Here is a 19700-nt window from a genome sequence, read left to right as displayed (position 1 = left end):
ATTCCATCGACTCTGCCAATCTCGGCGTGTCGACGCTCGCCCCTTCGCCGCATATATCGTGATTTCTCATCTAATCTGGACTCCGGATTAAAAATCTACTCCACAAAAGGCACCGAGACTCATTGGCTGACCTGGCTTCAGATGTTTCCCGAACAGCTCCCGTATCAGCTCACCTTAAGAAAGCCGCAAGCCCCTACATTGCCGAGCTCGGGCCTGAGTCCAGCGGACATCGCGGGGGAGCCATACCGTGGCGACCGCCACACAAGCCCGTAAATAATTTGCCTTATGGTCTCGACCGCGTGCGCTGATGACCGTTGTCTTACGCGGAGCAAAGGTGGTTTTGTCTGCTCGCAAGTAGTCGATCACACTACTTACTGACGCGTCGCTCTGGAAGACAAAACCCGACACCCGACTCCAAGCCCGCCAACGCACTAAACCCCACGCTTTGAGCGCGTCTTGCGCACGACCCTATCGTCTACTATGATGGACAATATGACATCATCAATAGACGACACTGGACCTCGCATCGCTCGCCGTATTCGGCTTGAGCGAAATGCGCGCGCATGGTCATTGGCGGATCTGGCCGAATTCTCCGGGGTCGCCAAGGCGACCATCAGCAAGATTGAACGCGAGGAAATAAGCCCCACCGCGGTCACGCTGGTGCGACTGGCCGGGGCCTTCGACTTGACGCTCGCGGGCCTTTTGGTGAGGGCAGAAGGCAATGGAGACCGCTTGTCGCGGGCCGTCGATCAACCGCTCTGGCGCGATCCCAAGACAGGCTATCTCCGCAAGCAGGTGTTCAACAATCCGGACCACCCGGTGGAGATCGTTCAGGTTGATCTGCCGGCGGGACGACAGGTGGTGTTACCGCCATCGTCTTATGCTCATATCCGTCAGGTGGTCTGGGTGTTAGTGGGCGATCTCGTGATCCAGGAAGGCGGGGAGCGGTACGCTCTGAGCGCCGGCGATTGCCTGGGATTCGGTCCGCCTTCAGAGGTCACCCTGGCTAACGAGACTGCCTCGACCTGTACCTACCTCGTTGTTCTCGCCCGGACTTAGCCGTCATGTCAAACATTGAAATCAGTGAACTAAGCGCCTCGCCGACGATCCGCGCGATGCTCAATGGGCTCTTGATCGAGGCTGTTGCAAACGGCGGTTCGGTCAGCTTCATGCATCCGCTGCAGCCCGAAGCAGCAGAAGCGTTCTGGTCCAATGCGCTGGCCGCCGCAACTCGCGGCGAACGAATGGTTCTGGGTGCATGGGACGGTGAGAGACTGGTCGGAACCGTCACCCTGTTGCTCGACTGTCCGCCCAACCAGCCGCACCGTGCGGAAATTGCCAAACTGATGACCTGTCTCAGCCATCGGGGGCGAGGGGTGGCGGCGTCGTTGATGCAGGCGGCCGAGAATCTGGCCGTGAAACAGGGACGCACGTTGCTGGTCCTGGATACCGCGACCGATGGCGGAGCGTCGACGCTCTACGAGCGTCTCGGGTTCACTCTTACGGGAGAGATTCCAGACTATGCGCTCAAGCCGCATGGAGGGCTGACCGGGACCAAGATCTATTGGAAGCGAATTGGCCCGCGCATCCCGACCAAGGATTGATCAGCTCGGCGAGGCTTGATTGTCGATCAACCGGCCTGCCGATTTTGACTTTCTGTTTTAACCGTTGAACCGAATTTTCTGACCCCCTCCGTTTTAACGCCCGATGCGTCCGCGCGCTGGAGCCAGTTTCAATTCGGATTACAGACTATATCGTAGCGACGTTCAACCGCCTCCGCGGTTTGATCGTCGCTGCCGTCTTTTGAACTTTCTGAAGACTGCATCGGTGACCTGAAGGCTAGCCCTCAAAGCACTTACGGCTTTATATTTGCCTGCTCTATCCGGTTATGCACTTCGCGCGTCAATGCCTCGATACGTTCGCTCATTTGCTTCGTGATCTCGGTCAATTTGGTATTTTGCTCAAGCAAGGCAACGAGCTGATCGGTCTGTCGAGCCGCTTGCAACTGGCGTTCCTCATTCGCTGAGGCGAGGTCTTCACGATGCCGCGCATCGGCGTCGGAATTGACCTTGTCGCGATCTGCTTGTCGCGTTTGCGCAAGCAGAATTAACGGCGCGGCGTAAGCGGCCTGGAGACTAAAGGCAAGGTTTAGAAGAATGAAAGGATAAACGTCGAACTTTGTCAGGCCCGCGACATTGATGCCAATCCAGGCTGCAACAATAATCGTCTGCCCGACGAGGAAAGTCGGTGTTCCGAAGAAACGCGCAAAACGCTCGGCTTTTAGCGCGAACCAGTCGTCACCGAACACTGACGAAAGGTGTACGTATGGCAGATGAAAACGTAAGTGGTGATGTTTGTCCTTGCGCTGTTCGTCGCGCGGAATGGGGCTATTCATGTTTTGCTCTCTCGCTTGGCGATTAACGGAAATGTGTCGATGTTATACACAGTCCGCGCAAGCGTTGCAGTCATGAAAAAGACTTGCCCATAGCAGATCGCAGCCTAACGCGGCTTATCCAAACAATGCGGGAAGCAGGTGGCGTTGTCTTATCGACGCTTGGGTGAGGTTATTCGGGAGCGTTGCACACGGGGCGGATAAGGGCGGCGAAAGACACGAGCACCGTTGCCATGAAGTGGCGAAGCCAGCAAGCGGTAGTGCTGGCTTCCCCTCGGACCTGAGCCAGGAAAACCGTACGTTGATAAGTAGAGCGTACGGATGGACTACTCAGGCTAAGCGATCAATGTTCACTTCAGCGCAGAACCTTGCCGATCTCAAAGTGGAAATCAGCAATACCATCGACACCGCCAGCGACCTTATCGCCGGGCTTCAACGCCCCGACGCCCGCAGGCGTGCCGGTGAAAATCAGATCACCGGGCTTGATGACAACCGCTCTGGAAACCTGGCTGATGATGTCCGCAACCCGCCAGATCAAGTCGCCGAGATCACCCGTTTGCCGTGTCTCGCCATTGACCGACAACCAGATGCGGCCACTTTCCGGATGACCGATTTCCGTCGCAGGACGGATAGCCGTGACCGGCGCGGATTCGTCGAAGGCCTTGGCCCAGTCCCACGGCCGGCTCATCTTCTTTGCGACCGCTTGCAGGTCGCGCCGCGTGAGGTCCACGCCAACGGAGTAGCCGAATATGTACGACAGTGCATCCTTCGGCTCGATTTCTCGTCCCTCTTTTCCGATGGCAATCACCATCTCTATCTCGTGATGCAGGTCCTCGGTGAGCATCGGGTATGCGAGTGTTCCCGTTGCGGGCACGACAGCGTCGGCGGGTTTCGTAAAGAAGAATGGCGGCTCGCGGTCAGGGTTGGCTCCCATCTCGCGCGCATGATCGGCGTAATTGCGCCCTACGCAAAAGACGCGGCGTACCGCGAAGGAGGCGTTCGAGCCGGCGACGGGCACAACGACAGTTTGAGGGGCGGGGAAGACGTATTCGGTCATATCGGCGAACTCGAAGGTGGAGGTTGTTTGGCGCAGACCACTGCGACACCCCCAACAATATGCCTCGGCTAACCTTCCGTGCAGGACGAATCCGCCCTACGTCCTGGATTAAATTGCTCTATTCCAAGCCGCGCTAGTGAAAGGCTGCGCAAGAGCCTATAGCTCGAATTGCGACGCGCGGTATTCTGTCGGCGATGCCCCCACCGCCTGCCGAAAACGTCGGGTGAAATAAGCCTCGTCGCGAAAGCCGACCACGAATGCGATGTCCTTCACACGGCGGGTATCGTCTGCAAGCAATGTTTTCGCCCGATTGATTCTTTGATCCGTTACCCATTGCACAAACGTCCTGCCAGTCTCCTTTTTCATCAGACGGGCTACATAGCCGGGAGTCAACGCCGCGGCGTGTGCGGCCGACCCCAGCGAAAGCGTGTCGTCTTCCAGGTGCTCCAGGACATGGCGCATCACTTTGCTGATGGAGTCGCGGCGGCTGACTGCGCGTTCGCCGAGCGCCGCCAGTTGCATAAGCGGCTCCGCATATCTTGCACAAACCAGTCCGATCAATTGCAGGAGGTAACCACGAAGCCGGCTCGTCGCACCAAACCCGCGCGCACTATCTATCTCCATCATGAGGATAACGATGCGTTCGACTTCAGCCAGATCGGAGCCCGTCAGCTTGAAATCTGTTTCATCTTGGAAGCGAAAGGGTGCCAGCTCCGGAAACCGGATGATGGGAATACTGCCCAGGTCGATCCGGCCATCGACTGCATCGACATCCAGGCCAAGGAAGTCCAGCGCGAAATTGATCACGATGAACCGCGAGTGTTCAGGGTGCGGAATCATGTGCACCCGGTGAGGCGCGATGAACGCGATTGAACCGGTTGGGAACGGACGCGTTACGTCGCCGATCTGCTGCTTCGTGTCGCCGCCCAGATTGATCTGGATCTGGAAGTAGTCGTGCTTGTGCGGTTCCGTGATCGCCGAGCGCAAGGTCTGGTCGCGAATGTAGAAGTCGAGGCGATCGCTGCGCTCGGGCATCGCATAGGTCCGGGACGTACGTTTGGCGAGTGCGCTCATTGGCACCAACTCCTGTGCAGGTTCTGCAGAAAGGCTGACGCTCTCAACGGTTCATTGCTCGAGAGACGACGGAATGCCGCAATCGTGGGTAAGGAATGCGTGTTGGCCATCGTAAGGAAAATAGCGTTGGTTTGTCTTAGCCGGTCTGATCGGCGTCGGCTTAAGGCGCACCGACGATCCGCGTCCGATACCAGTCCGATTCCCAAGAAACAAGCGTCAAGCATACCGCTTCGCCCGACGAGCTGCCTTTAGCCCGCAGATAACGTGATCCGAAAGGACGCGCAAGTGCAAAGGCCCCATGGACAGTAGGGTAGAAAATACGAATGCCCGGCAAGCGGTAACATCATCGTGACGTTTGAAGATTGGGCGTCGATTCGTCCGGCGTGATCGAGCGCGACGAAATTGCGAATGTTACCCGGACACCACCTGCTGGGCATATGAATGGCCCACGTCACTGACACATAAGCGTTCTATGACCTCTGTTCTTCTACTCGAAAATATCCACGACACCGCTGTCGCGCGTTTCAGCGAAGCGAAACTGGAGGTCGAGCGCCGCGCGGGCGCGCTCGCCGGCATGGATTTAACGAGTGCGCTTCAGGCGCATAACCTGGTCGGGATTCGTTCGGCAACGCATCTTAGGCGTGAGGAAATCGATGCCGCGCGTCATCTGCTCGCAATAGGTTGTTTCTGCATTGGAACGTCCCAGGTCGATCTGAACGCGGCCGCGAACGCAGGAATTCCTGTTTTCAACGCGCCGTTTTCGAACACACGCTCGGTCGCTGAACTGGTGATCGCCGAAGCTATCCTGTTGCTGCGCCGCGTGCCCGAGAAGAGCGTGCTGGCGCATGCCGGAACGTGGGCCAAGGGCGCAAGCGGATCGTTCGAGACGCGCGGGAAGACCATTGCGATAGTAGGGTATGGAAACATCGGCTCGCAGGTCGGCGTGCTTGCCGAAGCCATGGGAATGCGCGTGGTGTATTACGACGTGCAGGCGCGGCTCTCGCTGGGTTCCGCCCGCGCGGCACAATCGCTCGCCGACGCGGTCGCCCATGCCGACGTGGTGACGCTCCACGTGCCCGCAACGGCTCAGACGAGCCGCATGATCGACGAGACAACGCTCGTGTGCTTCAAACCCGGCGCGATCCTGATCAATGCATCGCGCGGTTCGGTGGTTGATATCGATGCACTCGCGCAAGCGCTGCAGGCGAAGCGGCTGGGTGGTGCTGCTATCGACGTATTCCCGGAAGAGCCCAAGACCAATGCGGATATCTTCAAGAGCGTGCTTCAGCATTTGCCGAACGTGATCCTGACACCCCATGTGGGCGGCAGCACGGAGGAAGCGCAGGAGAACATCGGGACCGAAGTCGCGACGAAACTCATTTCGTTTTTAACGACCGGCGACACCGTGGGATCGGTCAATTTTCCGCACGTCAATCCGGGGCCGCTGGACGCGCCGGCGCGTCTGCTCAACGTCCACGGCAATGCGCCCGGTGCGCTGGCGACGCTCAACACGCGGCTTGCGGGGGAGGGGGCCAATATCGTCGCTCAGCATCTGCAGACGCAGGGCGAGACCGGCTACGTGGTAACGGACCTGGATAGAACGCCATCCAGCGAGTTGATACAGATGCTGGCGCGCGAACCTGGCTTTATCCGAACGCGCTTGCTGGTCAAATAATCCGGCGTCATGCAAGGGACCTGCGTTCTGCCGGGCAGCAGGCGCCGGTCCCGTCCAAGTGCATGATCAATGCCAAGGTCGGCCGCGTGAAGATGAGAATGACCACGCTTCGTGTCGATAAGCGTCGGGGTGTTTAGCTTATTGCACAGGGTCGCCCGACACGATGTGACTTAAAATCAGATTCCCGTATCACGCCCACTCGTACCAAGCGCACCAAAAAGTTAGGCTTACTAATAATCCGTGCATGTGCCGGGCAGCCACGACCTGATACGATTTGCCATCGGCCAACGCGTCAAGAGATTGCGTAATTGGGCGCGGATGTTTCAAAAAATAAAAAGGCGAACATCTTGCCCGGGTGCGCAACGAAGGACGAACCGCTCGCAGAGACGAGCGGTCCGGAATACCCTCACCAATAACCGTCAGATCGCCTTACCCGTTGCGGGCCTGCCATCGGTGGATGTTGCGCGGTCCTCGGCGCCGTGACGCAATCGCAGGCTGCATAGTGCTGCAATGAAAAGCGCTACCGCGAGGATCACCAGGCCGTTCATGGGGTTGCCGGTCGACTGCTCGATCAGTCCCATGACCGTCGGTCCCACGAAGCCGCCCAGCAGGCCGCATGAGTTGACCAGTGCGAGCCCGCCGGCCAGTGCCGGGCCGTTGAAGCGCGACGACGGAAACGTGAAGATGATCGACTGCACCACAAAAAACATGAACGCGGATACGCACACGCCGAGCAGTCCGATGACCGGCGTCGAATACGCGGCGATCACGAGGCCAGCCGCCATCACGATCAGCCCGCCGGTCAGGATCTGCCGGCTGCGGGAAGACGTGCTGGCGAAGCGTGGAACGGTGGCGGCGCCGATAGCCGCGGCGATCCATGGCAAGGCCGTCAGCACGCCGATAGCGAAGGGCGAAAAATGCCCCGACGCGCCAATGATGCCTGGCAAAAAGAAGATCGTCGTGTAGATGGTGAGCTGGTGGCAGAAGTACACGAAGATCGCGAGCCACACTTGTTTGTCGCCGATCACGCTGCGCAGCGAGTGGCTACCGCGGCCACCGCTTGCCTGGCTTTCGCGTTCAGCCGCGAGGCGGCGTTCGAGCCCTTCAACCTGTTCCTTCGATAACCATCGTGCCGACGCAGGTCCATCCGGCAATACCTTCCACACGACGAATGCCAGCAATACCGCAGGCAGCCCTTCGACAACGAATAACCACTGCCAGCCGTGCCATCCGAGCAGGCCGTCGAGCTCGAGCAACGCACCGCCAAGCGGTCCGCCGACAATGTTGGCCAGACACACGCCGAGCAGGAAATAGCCCGTGGCGCGCGCCCGTTCCTCGCGATTGAACCAGTAGGTGAGGTACAGCATCACGCCGGGAAACAAACCGGCTTCGGCGGCGCCGAGCAGCAAGCGCAGCACGTAGAACGATGTCTCCCCGCGCACGAACGCCATTGCGATGGAGAGCAGGCCCCAGGTGATCATGATCCGCGTGATCCACATGCGCGCACCGACCCGATGCATGATCAGATTACTCGGGATTTCGAGGAGCGCATACGACAGGAAAAACAATCCTGCACCGAGCCCGTAGGCAGCAGCGGACAGGCCCAGATCCACGCTCATCGAATGCTTGGCGAGCGCAATATTCGTACGATCGAGAAAGCTGATCACATAGACGATAACAAGCAGCGGCATCAGCTTGCGGATCATCAACTGCGTGACGGCCGCGTGCGCGAGCGGCGTGGCGGACGGCGATTTTGCTAGAGGTCTTGACATGGAAAACTCCGATCAGGATCGACGGAACGCCAGGCGTCCAGTGAACAAGCGTTGAGCGCCTGGGGTGCATGGGGCGTGCACACCTGGACATCGGCGAAGCGGCCGCTTGTTGCCAATGTCGCCGCTTCCAGTGCTGCTGATGTTCTTTCCTTCGATCCGCATCGTCTTTGTCTCCTGCTGATTTTTTTGTTGTGAAAGTGAACAGGCCGGTGAAACCCAGCTCAGAAATTCACGTTGTCGGCGCCCTTGAGTCCGAGCATGGCGCGCGCTTCCTGCGGTGTAGCGACCTCGAGCGACAGCCCTTCAATCACCTGCCGGATCTTGCGCACTTGCGCCGCACTCGATTCAGCCAGCTGGCCGGGCCCGATCCACAGCGAATCCTCAAGGCCCACGCGAACATTCGCGCCTTGCGCCACGCCTAACGTCGCAAGCGGAATCTGGTTGCGGCCGGCGCCGAGAATCGACCAGACGTAATCCTTGCCGAACAGCCGGTCGGCGGTGCGGCGCATATGCATCAGGTCTTCCGGATGGGCCCCGATACCGCCGAGCAAGCCAAATACGCTCTGGATAAAGAACGGCGGTTTGGCGAGCTGGCGTTCGACGAAATGGGCCAGGTTGTACAGATGCGAAATGTCGTAGCACTCGAACTCGAAGCGGGTGCCGTTCGCGCCGCACGAAGTCAGGATGAACTCGATGTCCTTGAACGTATTCTTGAAGACCAGGTCGCGGCTGTTGGCGAGATGTTCGCGTTCCCAATCGTGCTTGAGGTCCTTGAAGCGGTCGAGCATCGGATACAGGCCGAAGTTCATCGAGCCCATGTTCAGCGACGCTATTTCCGGCTTGAAATGATGGGCGGGGCGAAGCCGTTCCGCCACGGTCATATGCGGACTGCCGCCGCTTGTCAGGTTGATGACTGCGTCGGTGTTGGCCTTGATGCGCGGCAGGAACTCCGAGAACACGGCCGGGTCTTGCGTCGGCCGGCCGTCCTTCGGATCGCGAGCGTGCAGATGCAGGATTGCGGCACCGGCTTCCGCGGCGGCGAGCGCGGCATCGCCAATTTCCTGCGGCGTGACCGGCAGGTAGGGCGACATCGACGGTGTATGGATGGCGCCTGTCGGCGCGCAGGTAATGATGACTTTGCGGGTTGAGGCCAAGGTGAATTCCTTCAAGAATGGGAGAGCGAGAAAGCGTGTCAGAGCACTTCGACGTTGCCGCACACGGAGATTGACTGGCCGGAGATGCCGCTGCCGCCCGGCGAACAAAGGAACAGCGCGGTTGCCGCGATTTCTTCTTGCGTCGTCATGCGTCGCAACGAGATTTTTTCCAGATACTTCGCTTCCATCTCGGGGTAGGACAAGCCGAGCTGCTCGGCGCGAGCGGCAATCACGCGCTCCATGCGCGGCCCGCGCACAATGCCCGGCTGGATTGCGTTGACGCGAATGCCGTGCGGTCCCAGTTCGATTGCGAGGCTTTTGGTGAGGCCGACGAGCGCCCACTTGGTGGCGGAATAGGGCGTACGGAATGCATAACCGAGTCTTCCCGCCACGGAAGACATCGCGATGATCGCGCCGCCGTGCGTGGACTTCTTGAGCAGCGGCACCGCGAGGCGCGCGAAGTAAAACTGCGCGTTGAGGTTGATCGCGACGGTCTGCTCCCACTGCTCCACATCCATCTCATCGATACCGCCAGTCGGGCCTGCAATCCCCGCGTTATTGAGCAGCACATCGAGGCCGCCGAGCTTGCTTTCCACGTCGGCGAATACGCGGGCGACCGCGGTTTTATCGGAGACGTCGGCGAGCGTGGTGGAGATGGCTTCATTGGCCCGGTCCGAACGCAACGCGTCGAGCGCCTGCTGGCTTGCATCGCAGACGTGCACGCGGGCACCCGCTTCGGCGAACGCCCGGGCGATGACAAGGCCGATGCCTGAACCGCCGCCGGTCACCAATACACGCAAGCCCGAACGCGGTTGAAGCATGTTTAAAACGCTCATTGTTTTTCCTCTTCAGTCATGGTTCGGGCAACGTCAGGTCGCCTGTCGTTGTTCCACTTAATTAGTGATCCTGATAGTCGAGTGAGCCGCGCAGCGCTCTCGGGCAGCCCACATTCACGGCGAGGACGCGCCTACACGCCGTATCGTCGATAAAGCTAGTTGTGATGTGTGATCACACTTGCGGGCAAGTTTGGTCGTTGTCGGGAAGAATGTCAACGCGCAGTGACATAGGGAAAACGCTGAAGGAAGCAGGAAGGGAAGTCCCTGCGAGTCGCATGGTTGCGTGGTCCGATGGGCTGAATCGATCGGTTATATTCGTTACGGCGCCTAAGGCAGCCTTTTAATGTGGTCTCCAGGCAGCCGCTCAGAAACACAGGAAAATGCGATCGCTTATTCAACTCTGCGTCTGGTGTTTGTTGGCATCGATAGCAAGCCAGCCGGCGCTTGCCGATGACCTGCGCACTAACCGCGGAAACGATCCGTTTTTCCAGATTTCCAAAGCAATTCCTGAATGTCCAGTTCCTCTGGGACCGTTGGAGACAGAGCAGGAATGGGTAAGCGAAGCGCATTACCGGATCGAGCGCGGTAATAGCTGCTGGGTGGAGGGTCGGTGTCGTTTGTCGAATTCGTATCGCTACGATGCCGAGATAGCCGAAGCGGTTCAACGTCGGCTCAGCACGATCAATATCGCTACGCACTGGCGCGAACAATCATCGTTATGGTTGATGTTGCAGCGCAGGTTTATCTACGTGCAAGGTTGTGTATCGCCCGCTTTCGACCGGGACAAATTCCTCTCCGAGCTGGCGAAAACGGCGGATGTCGACAAGGTTATCGACAACATGACCACTGATCCCAGGACGAAACCTTTACCGTATCCCCCCTTGGCGCCGTAAAGTCGAAGATCAGGAAAGGAGGTGAGATGAAGGTCAAGCGAATAGTCGCCAACATTGGCACGCAGGACGTTACCCAAGCCCGCCGTTTCTATCAGGACGTGCTGGGTCTGGATTTGCTGATGGATCACGGCTGGATTCAGACTTTTGGTTCCGAGAGAGTCATGAGCGTTCAGGTCAGCGTGGCCTCGGAGGGCGGATCCGGCACGCCGGTGCCGGACCTGTCGATTGAGGTGGATGACGTGGACGCCGCTTTCGATCGCATGAAAGACGCGGGTTTCCCCATTGAATACGGACCTGTCGATGAACCCTGGGGCGTCCGACGTTTCTATGTCCGCGATCCGTTCGGCAAGCTCGTCAATGTTCTTGCGCATACCTGAACTGACCACCTTGGCGAGCGACCGCGGCCTTCAACATCGAACCGCAAACCTGGAAACCTAGTACCCCTGCGGCACATTCGACTTGTTCCCTGCCAGCGGTGAGCCATAACCACCGCTTTGCGCGTTATTGGGCAAGCCGTTGCTCAACTGCGCGCGCGGATCGGTCGGATTCAGGTTCATCTCACCCGCTTGCCGATTGCCGTGCGTCGGATATTCGCTGCCCAGCGGCGCGTTCGGCATCAATCTCGTGCTGTTAGCCGGTGCGTGCAAGTCGTCATTCGGACTCAAACCCGTGCTCGTGGTTTGCGCATAGACCGCTTGAGTGGCAAACGATGTAACGAGCACGGCTGCGCAAACCGATAAAACGCGTTTCAACCTAACGATGATGGTCATGACTGAACTCCCTGAGTAAGTGGGTTTTCGTGTCCTTGTCGTCTTGTCGCGTCAATCAGGCACGCGTTTTTATCGTGTCGCTTTCTTAAGCTTAGCCGCGCGTTTGGGCCGGTCATCAATAATTTTTGTCCGGGTTTTGTTCTTCAGTTTTTTCCATTGCTTGCATTCGTCCCTGGTTCGCAAGCAACCCGTGCATAGCCCGGTTTTGCCATCGAATTTGCAGATATTGATGCAGGGCGACTCCACAGCCATTACAAATCCAGTGCGCGTACGCTTTATTTCAACGCCATAAATCTCGCACGATGCATGCCCGTGGGCCTAAAACATAATCTGGATGGGGACAATAGGCGCGCCCCGTGCTGTGCTTAAAAGGCAACCGGAGATCCGGCGATACCGGGTGCTAAGATTTGGAACACTTCGCTCGTTGCACTGTGCCCGACATACCGGCTTTTGCTTGACGACCATGCAGAAACCCCTTTTGTTTTCCACGCTAAGCCAGCTTGAATTCGAGCGGGCCGTGCTCGGGCGCGTCGTTGCAGGCATGCCGTTGCGCGAGGTGCTCGAGCATGTGGTGCATCGAGTGGAAAACCGCTCTGAACAGCCGTTGCGCGCCTCCGTGCTGCTCGTTGATGCCACAGGGAAGCGCCTGGTTCACGGCGCTGCGCCGAGTTTGCCCGATGATTACAACCGCATCGTGGATGGCCTCGAATTCGGGCCGCTGATGGGGTCGTGCGGGGCGGCGGCGTTCCGCGGTGAGCCGGTGATTGTGGAAGATATCCAGACTGATCCGGTCTGGGCAGCGTTTCGCGATATTGCCCGGCAGTACGACCTGCGCGCCTGCTGGTCCATGCCCATACACGCGGCCGACGGCCGGCTGCTCGGTACCTTCGCCAACTATTACTCGGTTCCGAAAACGCCATCGCCGGAGGAACTGGACGACATCGCGCAAGTGGCGAGCGTGACAGCGCTCGCCATCGAGCGCCATGCGAGCGATCGGGCATTGCGCGAAAGCGAAGAGCGTCTGCGTATTGCGCAGCAGGCGGGCGGGATCGGCACCTTCGAGATATTTCCGCATGACGGGCGGTTGGCGGTGTCCGAAGAACTGTGCTGGCAATGGGGTTTGACGCCCCGTCATGAATACCGTCTCGACGACCTGCTGGAATTCGTGCATCCCGATGACCGCGAGCGCGTACGCGCCGGCCATCTCGACATGCCTGCCGGTGCGCTCGATTATCTGGAGTACCGGATTCGCCGCCCCGACAACGGCGAGGAGCGCTGGATGGCTCGCCGTGGCGAAGCGATTGAAGACAGTGCGGGCGGTTTGCGTTATCTCGGCGTGACTTACGACATCACCGGGCATAAGCGCTTTGAAGAACGCCTGCGTGTCAGCGAGACGCAATTGCGGCGCCTGAACGATTCACTGGCCGCCGAAGTCGACGCCCGCACCCGCGAGCGCAACAGCATCTGGCGCAATTCGCGCGACCTGTTCATTGTCGCGAGCAGCGCGGGCGTGCTGCGCGCCGTCAATCCAGCCTGGACCGATATTCTCGGCTTCCGCGAGGACGAGCTGATCGGCAAGTCGTTCGCGGAAATCGTTCATCCCGACGACGTGGAGGCCACCGAAGCCGCGCTGCTTTCGGCGGCCCGGTCGGGGCTGGTGCGGTTTGAGAATCGCAACCGTCACAAGGACGGCTCGTATCGATGGGTATCGTGGGTTGCCGCGCCCGAAGGCGACGCGCTTTATGGCAACGGCCGCGACGTCACCAGCGAAAAGGAGACTCAGCGAGCGCTTCAGCAAACCGAGGAAGCGCTGCGCCAGGCGCAGAAAATGGAGGCGCTCGGGCAACTGACGGGCGGGATTGCGCACGATTTCAACAATCTCCTGCAAGGCATCACGGGGCCGCTCGAACTGATCCGCCGATACACCCAGCTCGGCCGGACAAACGACATCGACCGGTTCATTTCAATGGCGACCGGTGCGGCAAACCGGGCGGCATCGCTCACGCACCGGCTGCTGGCGTTTTCGCGGCGTCAGCCGCTCGACCCGAAGCCGGTGAACGCGGACGAGCTGCTGCATTCCATCGACGATCTGCTCAAGCGCACGATGGGCGAAGCGATCGATACGCGCGTGGTGCCGAACCCGCATCTCTGGCTCACGCGCTGCGACGTGAACCAGCTTGAAAACGCGCTGCTGAATTTCGCGATCAACGCGCGCGACGCCATGCCGGAAGGCGGCCGCCTGACGCTTGAAACCGGTAACGCGGAACTCGGCCACGACTTCGCCGCGCGCCATCCGGATGTGGCCCCGGGGTCCTACGTGGTGGTATCGGTGTCGGATACGGGCGCGGGCATGCCGGCCGACGTCAAGGCGCGCGCCTTCGACCCGTTCTACACGACCAAACCGCTGGGCCAGGGCACGGGGCTGGGTTTATCGATGGCTTACGGTTTTGCGAAGCAGTCGGGCGGGATTGCGACAATCGACAGCGCGCCCGACGCCGGCACCACGATCCGGCTGTATCTGCCGCGTTTTTCGGGCGATCCGGGCACGCAGGAAATTGCCGGCGAACTCAACGAGGCGCATCGTGCGGCCGGGCGGCACGCGATCCTGGTGGTGGAAGACGACGAGTCCGTGCGTGAGCTCGTGTGCGAGATCCTGCGTGATCTGGATTACCAGGTGCTCGAAGCGTTCGATGGCCCATCGGGATTGACCATCCTCAATTCGCCTGCGCGTATCGACTTGCTGGTGACCGACGTCGGACTTCCCGGGCTGAACGGCCGGCAACTGGCGGACGCCGCGCGGGCGACGCGGCCCAGGCTGAGAGTGCTTTTCATGACGGGTTACGCTGAAGCGGCGACCCGCACGAATGGTTTCCTCGATACCGGCATGGAAATGATTACCAAGCCGTTCACGCTCGAATCCATGGCGAGCCGGATTCGCAGGATGGTCACGCTGGGCTTGACGGACGACTAACCCGGACGACCAGCCGTTACGGGGTGGCCCGTGCTCCTGTAAAGACTCACCTTTTTTGTTCCCGCAAAGGCTCACCTTTCGGCGCAAATGGCATGTCCCTTGCTCAGACATGTCGATGTTCCTTCGATACCCGAGCAGCCGGACACCGGCTCATAGCACTCCAGACACGGAAAACGCGCGCCCGCACCGCGATCCTGCCCGGACCAGCGAGTGCGTTGCTGCCTTTGATCCGCACTGACCTTAACGTCCTGTATGTCCTTACCCCGTCACTAACGAGAACGATGTCATGAATCCAGATCCCGTGCCCCGTCGGCCGTCAACCACGGTCTTGCCGCCCGAAGGACCGGGTTTGCGGGCGCTGACATCGTTAATTACCGGTGTGGTCGTGATTTGCGTGTTGTATTTCGGCCGCGCGGTGCTGATTCCGATCATCCTCGCCGTTTTGTTGAGCTTTCTCGTCGCGCCGTTTGTCGACTTGTTGCGGCGGCTGAAGTTCGGACAGGTGCCGTCGGTGATCGTGGCGGTGCTGGTGGCGTTGTCGGTGCTGACCGCTGTTGGCGCGCTGATCGGCGCTCAGGTGGCGCAACTGGCCGGCGACCTGCCGCAGTATCAGGTCGCGGTGGAGCGCAAGATCGACGCCGTGCAGCAGAGGACCATCGGCCGGGCCGATGCATTTCTGGGAAAAGCGGCGACGGCGCTCAAGCGCCTTTCGCCGAATCGCCAGGACGAGATTCGCAAGAACGAAGAGAATCCCGCGGCCTCGCCTATCGATTCCCCGATGCCGGTCGAAGTGCACGAACCGTCGCCATCGCCCGTGGAGCTGGCGCAGCGATTTTTATCGCCGGTGATCAGTCCGCTGGAAACCACCGGCATCGTGCTGGTGGTCGCCATCTTCATCTTGTTGCAGCGAGAAGACCTGCGCGACCGGCTGATCCGGCTGTTCGGCTCGCGCGACCTGCATCGCGCGACCACCGCCATGGACGAAGCCGCCCGCCGGCTGTCCCGCTATTTCCTCGCGCAGCTCGGCATCAACATGGGCGTGGGCATTGTCATCTCGGTCGGGCTCGCGATCATCGGCGTACCCGGCGCGTTGCTGTTCGGCGTGCTCACCGGCTTGCTGCGTTTCGTGCCGTACGTGGGTACCTGGATCGCGGCGTTGCTGGCCGTGGTGTTCGCGGCCGCCGTCGGACCCGGCTGGTCGATGATGATCTGGACCATCGTCCTGTTCGGCGTGACCGACGTGGTCGCGGGGCAGGTGGTCGAACCGCTGCTGTATGGACATAGCACGGGCCTTTCGCCGTTCGCGGTGATCGTTGCGGCGATTTTCTGGAGCTGGATCTGGGGACCGATCGGGCTGGTTTTATCGACGCCGCTGACCTTGTGCCTGGTGATTCTGGGGCGGCACGTGGACCGGCTGGAATTCCTCGATGTGCTGTTCGGCGACCGTCCAGCGCTGACGCCGGCGGAGAATTTCTATCAGCGGCTGCTCGCCAACGATCCCGATGAAGCGCTCGTGCAAGCCGAGTCGCTGCTGAAGGAGCGCTCACTCAGCGCGTATTACGACGAAGTCGCGCTGGAGGGTTTGCGGATTGCGCACAACGACGTGTTGCGCGGAGTCGTGACCGCGGACCAGTTGCGGCGCATCAACGAATCGGCGATGGACATTGTCGAAGGGCTCGAGGAGGTGGAGGACGTGGTGATGGCGGTCAGGCAGGAGCAGGACCCGCCGGCCAGTCTGGAGATGTCCGATAACGAAGCCGGCATCCTGCACGAAACGCCGCCATCTCACTTCGATGCCGCCCGCGAAGGCCATACGGCGTCCGTGCTGTGCATTGCGGGGCGCGGCGTGCTTGACGATCTGGCGGCGACTATCGCGGTTCAACTGTTCCGCAAGCATGGCCTGGGCGCGGATCTGGCGCCCTACGAGCGGTTTTCGCGCACGCGCTTCGACGAGGTCGACTTGACGGGCGTATCGCTGATCTGCGTGATTTCGTTCGATGCAGCCGAATCGCCGCCGTATTTGCGCAATTTGCTGCGGCGGCTGCATCAGCGGGCGGCTGCAGCGGATCTGATCGTGGGATTGGTCCTGCCTGAGAGCGCGCTGGAAGGCGAGGCGGTGATTCGCAAGACCTCGGCGGCTACGTCGTTCAAGGAGTTGGTCGAGGCATGTGTGGCCGCGGCACGGCAGCAGTCCACCGACGGCGTTTCGTGGGAGGGGCTGAATCCGCCGGACGCGGTTGTGTCGGGAGAGGTTGAGAGCGCCAAGGGGAAGGCGCCCATCGTTCCGGTATTGCGGGGGGCTTGAGAGTTTCGCTCGCGCCGTGGGTGGTGGTTGCCGGCCCGTCATCCCGCGCGCGAACGAATCAAACCCTTTTAGCGGTTTCCGTCGAACAGGTCGTTCAACATCGTGTCGAACGCGGCTTGCGCTTCCTCTAGTTCCTGGAGCGCGGCGTCGAAGGTCTGCAATGCCATCTGCGACGGCCGGCCATCGCCTCCCGGCGGAAAGTGCCCTTGCAACGCCGTGAACGCGGTCTGCACCTGCCGCGTGGCATTGACGATGCGCTCCATCGCCCGCGCTTCTTCTGTTCGATTGTGTTCGGCCGTCATCAGAGTCTCCGTTCTACGAACCCCGATAGTACCAACGGTTGCCACGGCAGGCACGCGCTCCGCTCATCGCATGCTTCACTGCGACGTCCACCCGCCATCAATCTGCAGCGCCGCGCCGCGCATTTCATTGGCGCCTTCCGAGCACAGGAACACGGCCAGCTCGCCGATCTGTTCCGGCGTGACAAACTGTTCCGACGGCTGTTTCTCTCCCAGCAACTTCGAGCGCGCCGCGTCCGGCGAAATGTTGTCGCGCGTCGCGATATCGTCGATCTGCTTTTGCACCAGCGGCGTCAGCACGAATCCCGGGCAGATCGCATTCACCGTCACGCCCGTGCGCGCGTTTTCGAGCGCAGCCACTTTCGTCAGGCCGACAATGCCGTGCTTGGCCGCCACGTAAGCCGATTTCCCCACCGATCCCACCAGCCCATGTGCCGACGCAATGTTGATGACGCGGCCCCAGCCGTTGTCGCGCATCCGGGGCAGCGCCACGCGCATGGTATGAAATGCCGAGCTCAGGTTGATCGCGATAATCGCGTCCCACTTGTCGACGGGGAAGGTATCGATAGTCGCCACGTGCTGGATGCCCGCGTTGTTCACGAGCACATCAACGGCGCCGAATTGCTCGATGGCGAAGGCGATCATTGCTTCAATCTCGGCGGACTTCGACATGTCCGCGCCGTGATGCACGGCCTTCACGCCGTGCTGTTCAATTTGCGCGATGGCGCTTTGAATGACGGAGGCGTCACCGAAGCCGTTCAACACGAGATTCGCGCCGGCTTGCGCCAGCGCGTTAGCGATTCCAAGGCCGATGCCGCTCGTCGATCCGGTGACGAGCGCGGTTTTGCCGGCGAGCGGTGTTGCTGCGGATGAGGTCATGGGGGAAGTCCTGTGAGGGAGGAACGGGGAGGCGAAAGCGGCTGCCGCAAAGTTTGCCAGATGCGGGTAAGGGACGTTGGTTTGCATTGACGGCTTTCAACGTGCGCCGCCGATGCAAATACCAAAAGCCTTAAACCAGTCCAGTCGTGTAATACACCGCGATCACGAAAAACACGGCCAGCGTCTTGATGATCGTCACAGCGAAGATGTCGCGATACGACTCGCGGTGCGTCAGTCCGGTCACGGCCAGCAGCGTGATCACCGCGCCGTTATGCGGCAGCGTGTCCATGCCGCCACTCGCCATGGCGACCACGCGATGCAGCACGTCCAGCGGGATATGCGCGGCTTCCGCGCCTTTGATGAATGTATCGGACATGGCCGCCAGCGCGATGCTCATGCCGCCCGATGCCGAGCCTGTGATGCCCGCCAGCGAACTCACCGAGACAGCCGCGTTCACGAGCGGATTCGGGATGCTCTTGAGCGCATCGCTGACCACGATAAACCCCGGCAACGCCGCGATCACACCGCCGAAACCATACTCGGACGCGGTGTTCATCGCGGCGAGCAACGCACCGCCGACCGCCGCTTTCGTTCCTACCGCAAAGCGTTCGCGCACGCGACCGAAAGCGGTCAACACAACCAGCAAAATGCCCAGCAGCAACGCGCCTTCCACGGCCCAGATCGCGACGACCGATTTGATCGGCGTGACAACCGGTGCGTGAACACCCGGCAGCACGTCGGCAGCGACGGAATAACTCGCGCCGTACCAGACCGGGATCAGCTTCGTCAGCACGAAGTTCGCGACGCCCACCAGCACCAGCGGCGCAACGGCGAGCAGCGGATTCGGCAAATGCGCGCTTTCCACGCGCTCCGGCTCGTTCACGAGCGACGTGCCGTAGCCTTCGCCCGTTGCCATGACTGAACGGCGGCGCCATTCCAGGAACGTCAGCCCGACCACGACGATAAACAGTGAGCCAATGGTGCCGAGCCACGGCGCGGCCCAACCGGTGGTCTTGAAGAAGGTTGTGGGAATGATGTTCTGGATCTGCGGCGTGCCCGGCAGCGAATCCATGGTGAACGAGAACGCACCGAGCGCGATGGCGCCGGGCATCAGCCGCTTCGGGATATTGCTCTGCCGGTACATTTCGGCCGCGAACGGATAGACCGCGAACACGACCACGAACAGCGACACGCCGCCATAGGTGAGCAACGCGCACACCGCGACAATCACCGCATTGACGCGCGTCTTGCCGATGTATCGAATAGCGGCGGCCACGATCGATTCGGAGAATCCCGACAACTCGACCACTTTGCCGAACACGGCGCCGAGCAGGAACACGGGGAAATACAGCTTCACGAAGCCGACCATCTTTTCCATGAAGATGCCGGAGAACACCGGCGCGACGGCGGCGGGTTCGGTCAGAAGGACTGCTGCGAGCGCGGCAAGGGGCGCCACCAGGATCACACTGTATCCGCGATACGCGGCCAGCATGAGAAACGCCAGGGCGGCGAGGACGATGATGAACGACATTAAGTCTCCGTTAGTTGTTGTGGTGTTGTAAATCAGGTGCGCCCTCTATGCAGCATTCATGCCAAAGACCGGGAAGCGTTACCCAGCAAGGG

18 protein-coding genes are annotated in these 19700 nt (G+C 60.3%); 7 read left to right on the top strand and 11 right to left on the bottom strand.

The window, feature by feature from the left end:
- The first annotated feature begins 492 nt into the window (after positions 1-492).
- Together HB376_RS14360 and HB376_RS14355 are read left to right on the top strand one after the other, a co-directional pair.
- Complete coding sequence (locus HB376_RS14360; protein WP_255631338.1) at positions 493-1059, top strand: XRE family transcriptional regulator; 567 nt, start codon at positions 493-495, stop codon at positions 1057-1059.
- A 5-nt stretch (positions 1060-1064) separates the two neighbouring features.
- Positions 1065-1604 carry a GNAT family N-acetyltransferase gene (locus HB376_RS14355; RefSeq protein WP_218627254.1) on the top strand — a complete coding sequence of 180 codons (540 nt, stop codon included), beginning with the start codon at positions 1065-1067 and terminating at the stop codon, positions 1602-1604.
- Between the two features lie 251 nt (positions 1605-1855).
- Here HB376_RS14355 and HB376_RS14350 read toward each other — a convergent pair whose 3' ends face one another.
- The 3 genes from HB376_RS14350 to HB376_RS14340 form a co-directional block, all read right to left on the bottom strand.
- A complete protein-coding gene (locus HB376_RS14350; RefSeq protein WP_213764322.1) occupies positions 1856-2395 on the bottom strand; it encodes a DUF1003 domain-containing protein in 540 nt (179 codons plus the stop codon).
- A 352-nt stretch (positions 2396-2747) separates the two neighbouring features.
- Positions 2748-3449: a fumarylacetoacetate hydrolase family protein gene (locus HB376_RS14345; RefSeq protein ID WP_213764321.1), complete on the bottom strand. Its 702-nt coding sequence runs from the start codon at positions 3447-3449 to the stop codon at positions 2748-2750.
- Positions 3450-3605: 156 nt separating this feature from the next.
- Positions 3606-4523: a helix-turn-helix domain-containing protein gene (locus HB376_RS14340; protein ID WP_255631337.1), complete on the bottom strand. Its 918-nt coding sequence runs from the start codon at positions 4521-4523 to the stop codon at positions 3606-3608.
- A 454-nt stretch (positions 4524-4977) separates the two neighbouring features.
- Here HB376_RS14340 and serA point away from each other — a divergent pair, with 454 nt between their 5' ends.
- Complete coding sequence (gene serA, locus HB376_RS14335) at positions 4978-6198, top strand: phosphoglycerate dehydrogenase (RefSeq protein WP_255631348.1); 1221 nt, start codon at positions 4978-4980, stop codon at positions 6196-6198.
- 419 nt (positions 6199-6617) lie between these two features.
- Here serA and HB376_RS14330 read toward each other — a convergent pair whose 3' ends face one another.
- The 3 genes from HB376_RS14330 to HB376_RS14320 form a co-directional block, all read right to left on the bottom strand.
- Positions 6618-7970: an MFS transporter gene (locus HB376_RS14330; RefSeq protein WP_213764319.1), complete on the bottom strand. Its 1353-nt coding sequence runs from the start codon at positions 7968-7970 to the stop codon at positions 6618-6620.
- Between the two features lie 221 nt (positions 7971-8191).
- A complete protein-coding gene (locus HB376_RS14325; protein ID WP_213764318.1) occupies positions 8192-9124 on the bottom strand; it encodes a 3-keto-5-aminohexanoate cleavage protein in 933 nt (310 codons plus the stop codon).
- Positions 9125-9162: 38 nt separating this feature from the next.
- On the bottom strand, positions 9163-9960 hold the full coding sequence (locus tag HB376_RS14320) for an SDR family oxidoreductase (protein ID WP_213764317.1): 798 nt from the start codon (positions 9958-9960) through the stop codon (positions 9163-9165).
- Between the two features lie 380 nt (positions 9961-10340).
- On the opposite strand from HB376_RS14320, the gene HB376_RS14315 reads away from it, so the two are divergent.
- Together HB376_RS14315 and HB376_RS14310 are read left to right on the top strand one after the other, a co-directional pair.
- A complete protein-coding gene (locus tag HB376_RS14315) occupies positions 10341-10853 on the top strand; it encodes a hypothetical protein (RefSeq protein ID WP_213764316.1) in 513 nt (170 codons plus the stop codon).
- Between the two features lie 26 nt (positions 10854-10879).
- On the top strand, positions 10880-11230 hold the full coding sequence (locus tag HB376_RS14310; RefSeq protein ID WP_213764315.1) for a VOC family protein: 351 nt from the start codon (positions 10880-10882) through the stop codon (positions 11228-11230).
- 57 nt (positions 11231-11287) lie between these two features.
- On the opposite strand, the gene HB376_RS14305 is transcribed toward HB376_RS14310, so the two are convergent.
- Together HB376_RS14305 and HB376_RS14300 are read right to left on the bottom strand one after the other, a co-directional pair.
- Positions 11288-11623: a hypothetical protein gene (locus HB376_RS14305; RefSeq protein ID WP_213764314.1), complete on the bottom strand. Its 336-nt coding sequence runs from the start codon at positions 11621-11623 to the stop codon at positions 11288-11290.
- Between the two features lie 69 nt (positions 11624-11692).
- Positions 11693-11875: a DUF1289 domain-containing protein gene (locus tag HB376_RS14300; RefSeq protein ID WP_213764313.1), complete on the bottom strand. Its 183-nt coding sequence runs from the start codon at positions 11873-11875 to the stop codon at positions 11693-11695.
- A gap of 211 nt (positions 11876-12086) precedes the next feature.
- On the opposite strand from HB376_RS14300, the gene HB376_RS14295 reads away from it, so the two are divergent.
- Positions 12087-14594, top strand: coding sequence for a PAS domain-containing protein (locus tag HB376_RS14295; protein WP_213764312.1), 2508 nt, complete (start codon positions 12087-12089; stop codon positions 14592-14594).
- Between the two features lie 286 nt (positions 14595-14880).
- Complete coding sequence (locus tag HB376_RS14290) at positions 14881-16899, top strand: AI-2E family transporter (protein WP_213764311.1); 2019 nt, start codon at positions 14881-14883, stop codon at positions 16897-16899.
- 68 nt (positions 16900-16967) lie between these two features.
- On the opposite strand, the gene HB376_RS14285 is transcribed toward HB376_RS14290, so the two are convergent.
- From HB376_RS14285 to HB376_RS14275, 3 genes are all read right to left on the bottom strand, one after another.
- On the bottom strand, positions 16968-17201 hold the full coding sequence (locus HB376_RS14285) for a hypothetical protein (RefSeq protein ID WP_158939805.1): 234 nt from the start codon (positions 17199-17201) through the stop codon (positions 16968-16970).
- Between the two features lie 75 nt (positions 17202-17276).
- Positions 17277-18077 (bottom strand): 3-hydroxybutyrate dehydrogenase, encoded by an 801-nt coding sequence (locus HB376_RS14280; RefSeq protein ID WP_213764310.1) that lies wholly within the window; start codon positions 18075-18077, stop codon positions 17277-17279.
- A gap of 130 nt (positions 18078-18207) precedes the next feature.
- The gene (locus HB376_RS14275; RefSeq protein ID WP_213764309.1) at positions 18208-19608 is read right to left on the bottom strand and encodes a GntP family permease; all 1401 of its coding nucleotides are present in this window, start codon (positions 19606-19608) and stop codon (positions 18208-18210) included.
- Positions 19609-19700 lie beyond the last annotated feature (92 nt).

This window comes from Caballeronia sp. dw_19, assembly GCF_018449515.1.
Lineage (GTDB): Bacteria > Pseudomonadota > Gammaproteobacteria > Burkholderiales > Burkholderiaceae > Caballeronia.
Note: the sequence above shows the minus strand (reverse complement) of the source record. Positions and strands in the feature narration are given on the sequence as shown.

Excerpts from the sequence above, each read along its gene's own strand:
- HB376_RS14360 (WP_255631338.1), top strand. The coding sequence starts at position 493 with ATGACATCATCAATAGACGACACTGGACCTCGCATCGCTCGCCGTATT.
- HB376_RS14355 (WP_218627254.1), top strand. The coding sequence starts at position 1,065 with ATGTCAAACATTGAAATCAGTGAACTAAGCGCCTCGCCGACGATCCGC.
- HB376_RS14350 (WP_213764322.1), bottom strand. The coding sequence starts at position 2,395 with ATGAATAGCCCCATTCCGCGCGACGAACAGCGCAAGGACAAACATCAC.
- HB376_RS14345 (WP_213764321.1), bottom strand. The coding sequence starts at position 3,449 with ATGACCGAATACGTCTTCCCCGCCCCTCAAACTGTCGTTGTGCCCGTC.
- HB376_RS14340 (WP_255631337.1), bottom strand. The coding sequence starts at position 4,523 with ATGAGCGCACTCGCCAAACGTACGTCCCGGACCTATGCGATGCCCGAG.
- HB376_RS14330 (WP_213764319.1), bottom strand. The coding sequence starts at position 7,970 with ATGTCAAGACCTCTAGCAAAATCGCCGTCCGCCACGCCGCTCGCGCAC.
- HB376_RS14320 (WP_213764317.1), bottom strand. The coding sequence starts at position 9,960 with ATGAGCGTTTTAAACATGCTTCAACCGCGTTCGGGCTTGCGTGTATTG.
- HB376_RS14315 (WP_213764316.1), top strand. The coding sequence starts at position 10,341 with ATGCGATCGCTTATTCAACTCTGCGTCTGGTGTTTGTTGGCATCGATA.
- HB376_RS14310 (WP_213764315.1), top strand. The coding sequence starts at position 10,880 with ATGAAGGTCAAGCGAATAGTCGCCAACATTGGCACGCAGGACGTTACC.
- HB376_RS14305 (WP_213764314.1), bottom strand. The coding sequence starts at position 11,623 with ATGACCATCATCGTTAGGTTGAAACGCGTTTTATCGGTTTGCGCAGCC.
- HB376_RS14300 (WP_213764313.1), bottom strand. The coding sequence starts at position 11,875 with ATGGCTGTGGAGTCGCCCTGCATCAATATCTGCAAATTCGATGGCAAA.
- HB376_RS14295 (WP_213764312.1), top strand. The coding sequence starts at position 12,087 with ATGCAGAAACCCCTTTTGTTTTCCACGCTAAGCCAGCTTGAATTCGAG.
- HB376_RS14290 (WP_213764311.1), top strand. The coding sequence starts at position 14,881 with ATGAATCCAGATCCCGTGCCCCGTCGGCCGTCAACCACGGTCTTGCCG.
- HB376_RS14285 (WP_158939805.1), bottom strand. The coding sequence starts at position 17,201 with ATGACGGCCGAACACAATCGAACAGAAGAAGCGCGGGCGATGGAGCGC.
- HB376_RS14280 (WP_213764310.1), bottom strand. The coding sequence starts at position 18,077 with ATGACCTCATCCGCAGCAACACCGCTCGCCGGCAAAACCGCGCTCGTC.
- HB376_RS14275 (WP_213764309.1), bottom strand. The coding sequence starts at position 19,608 with ATGTCGTTCATCATCGTCCTCGCCGCCCTGGCGTTTCTCATGCTGGCC.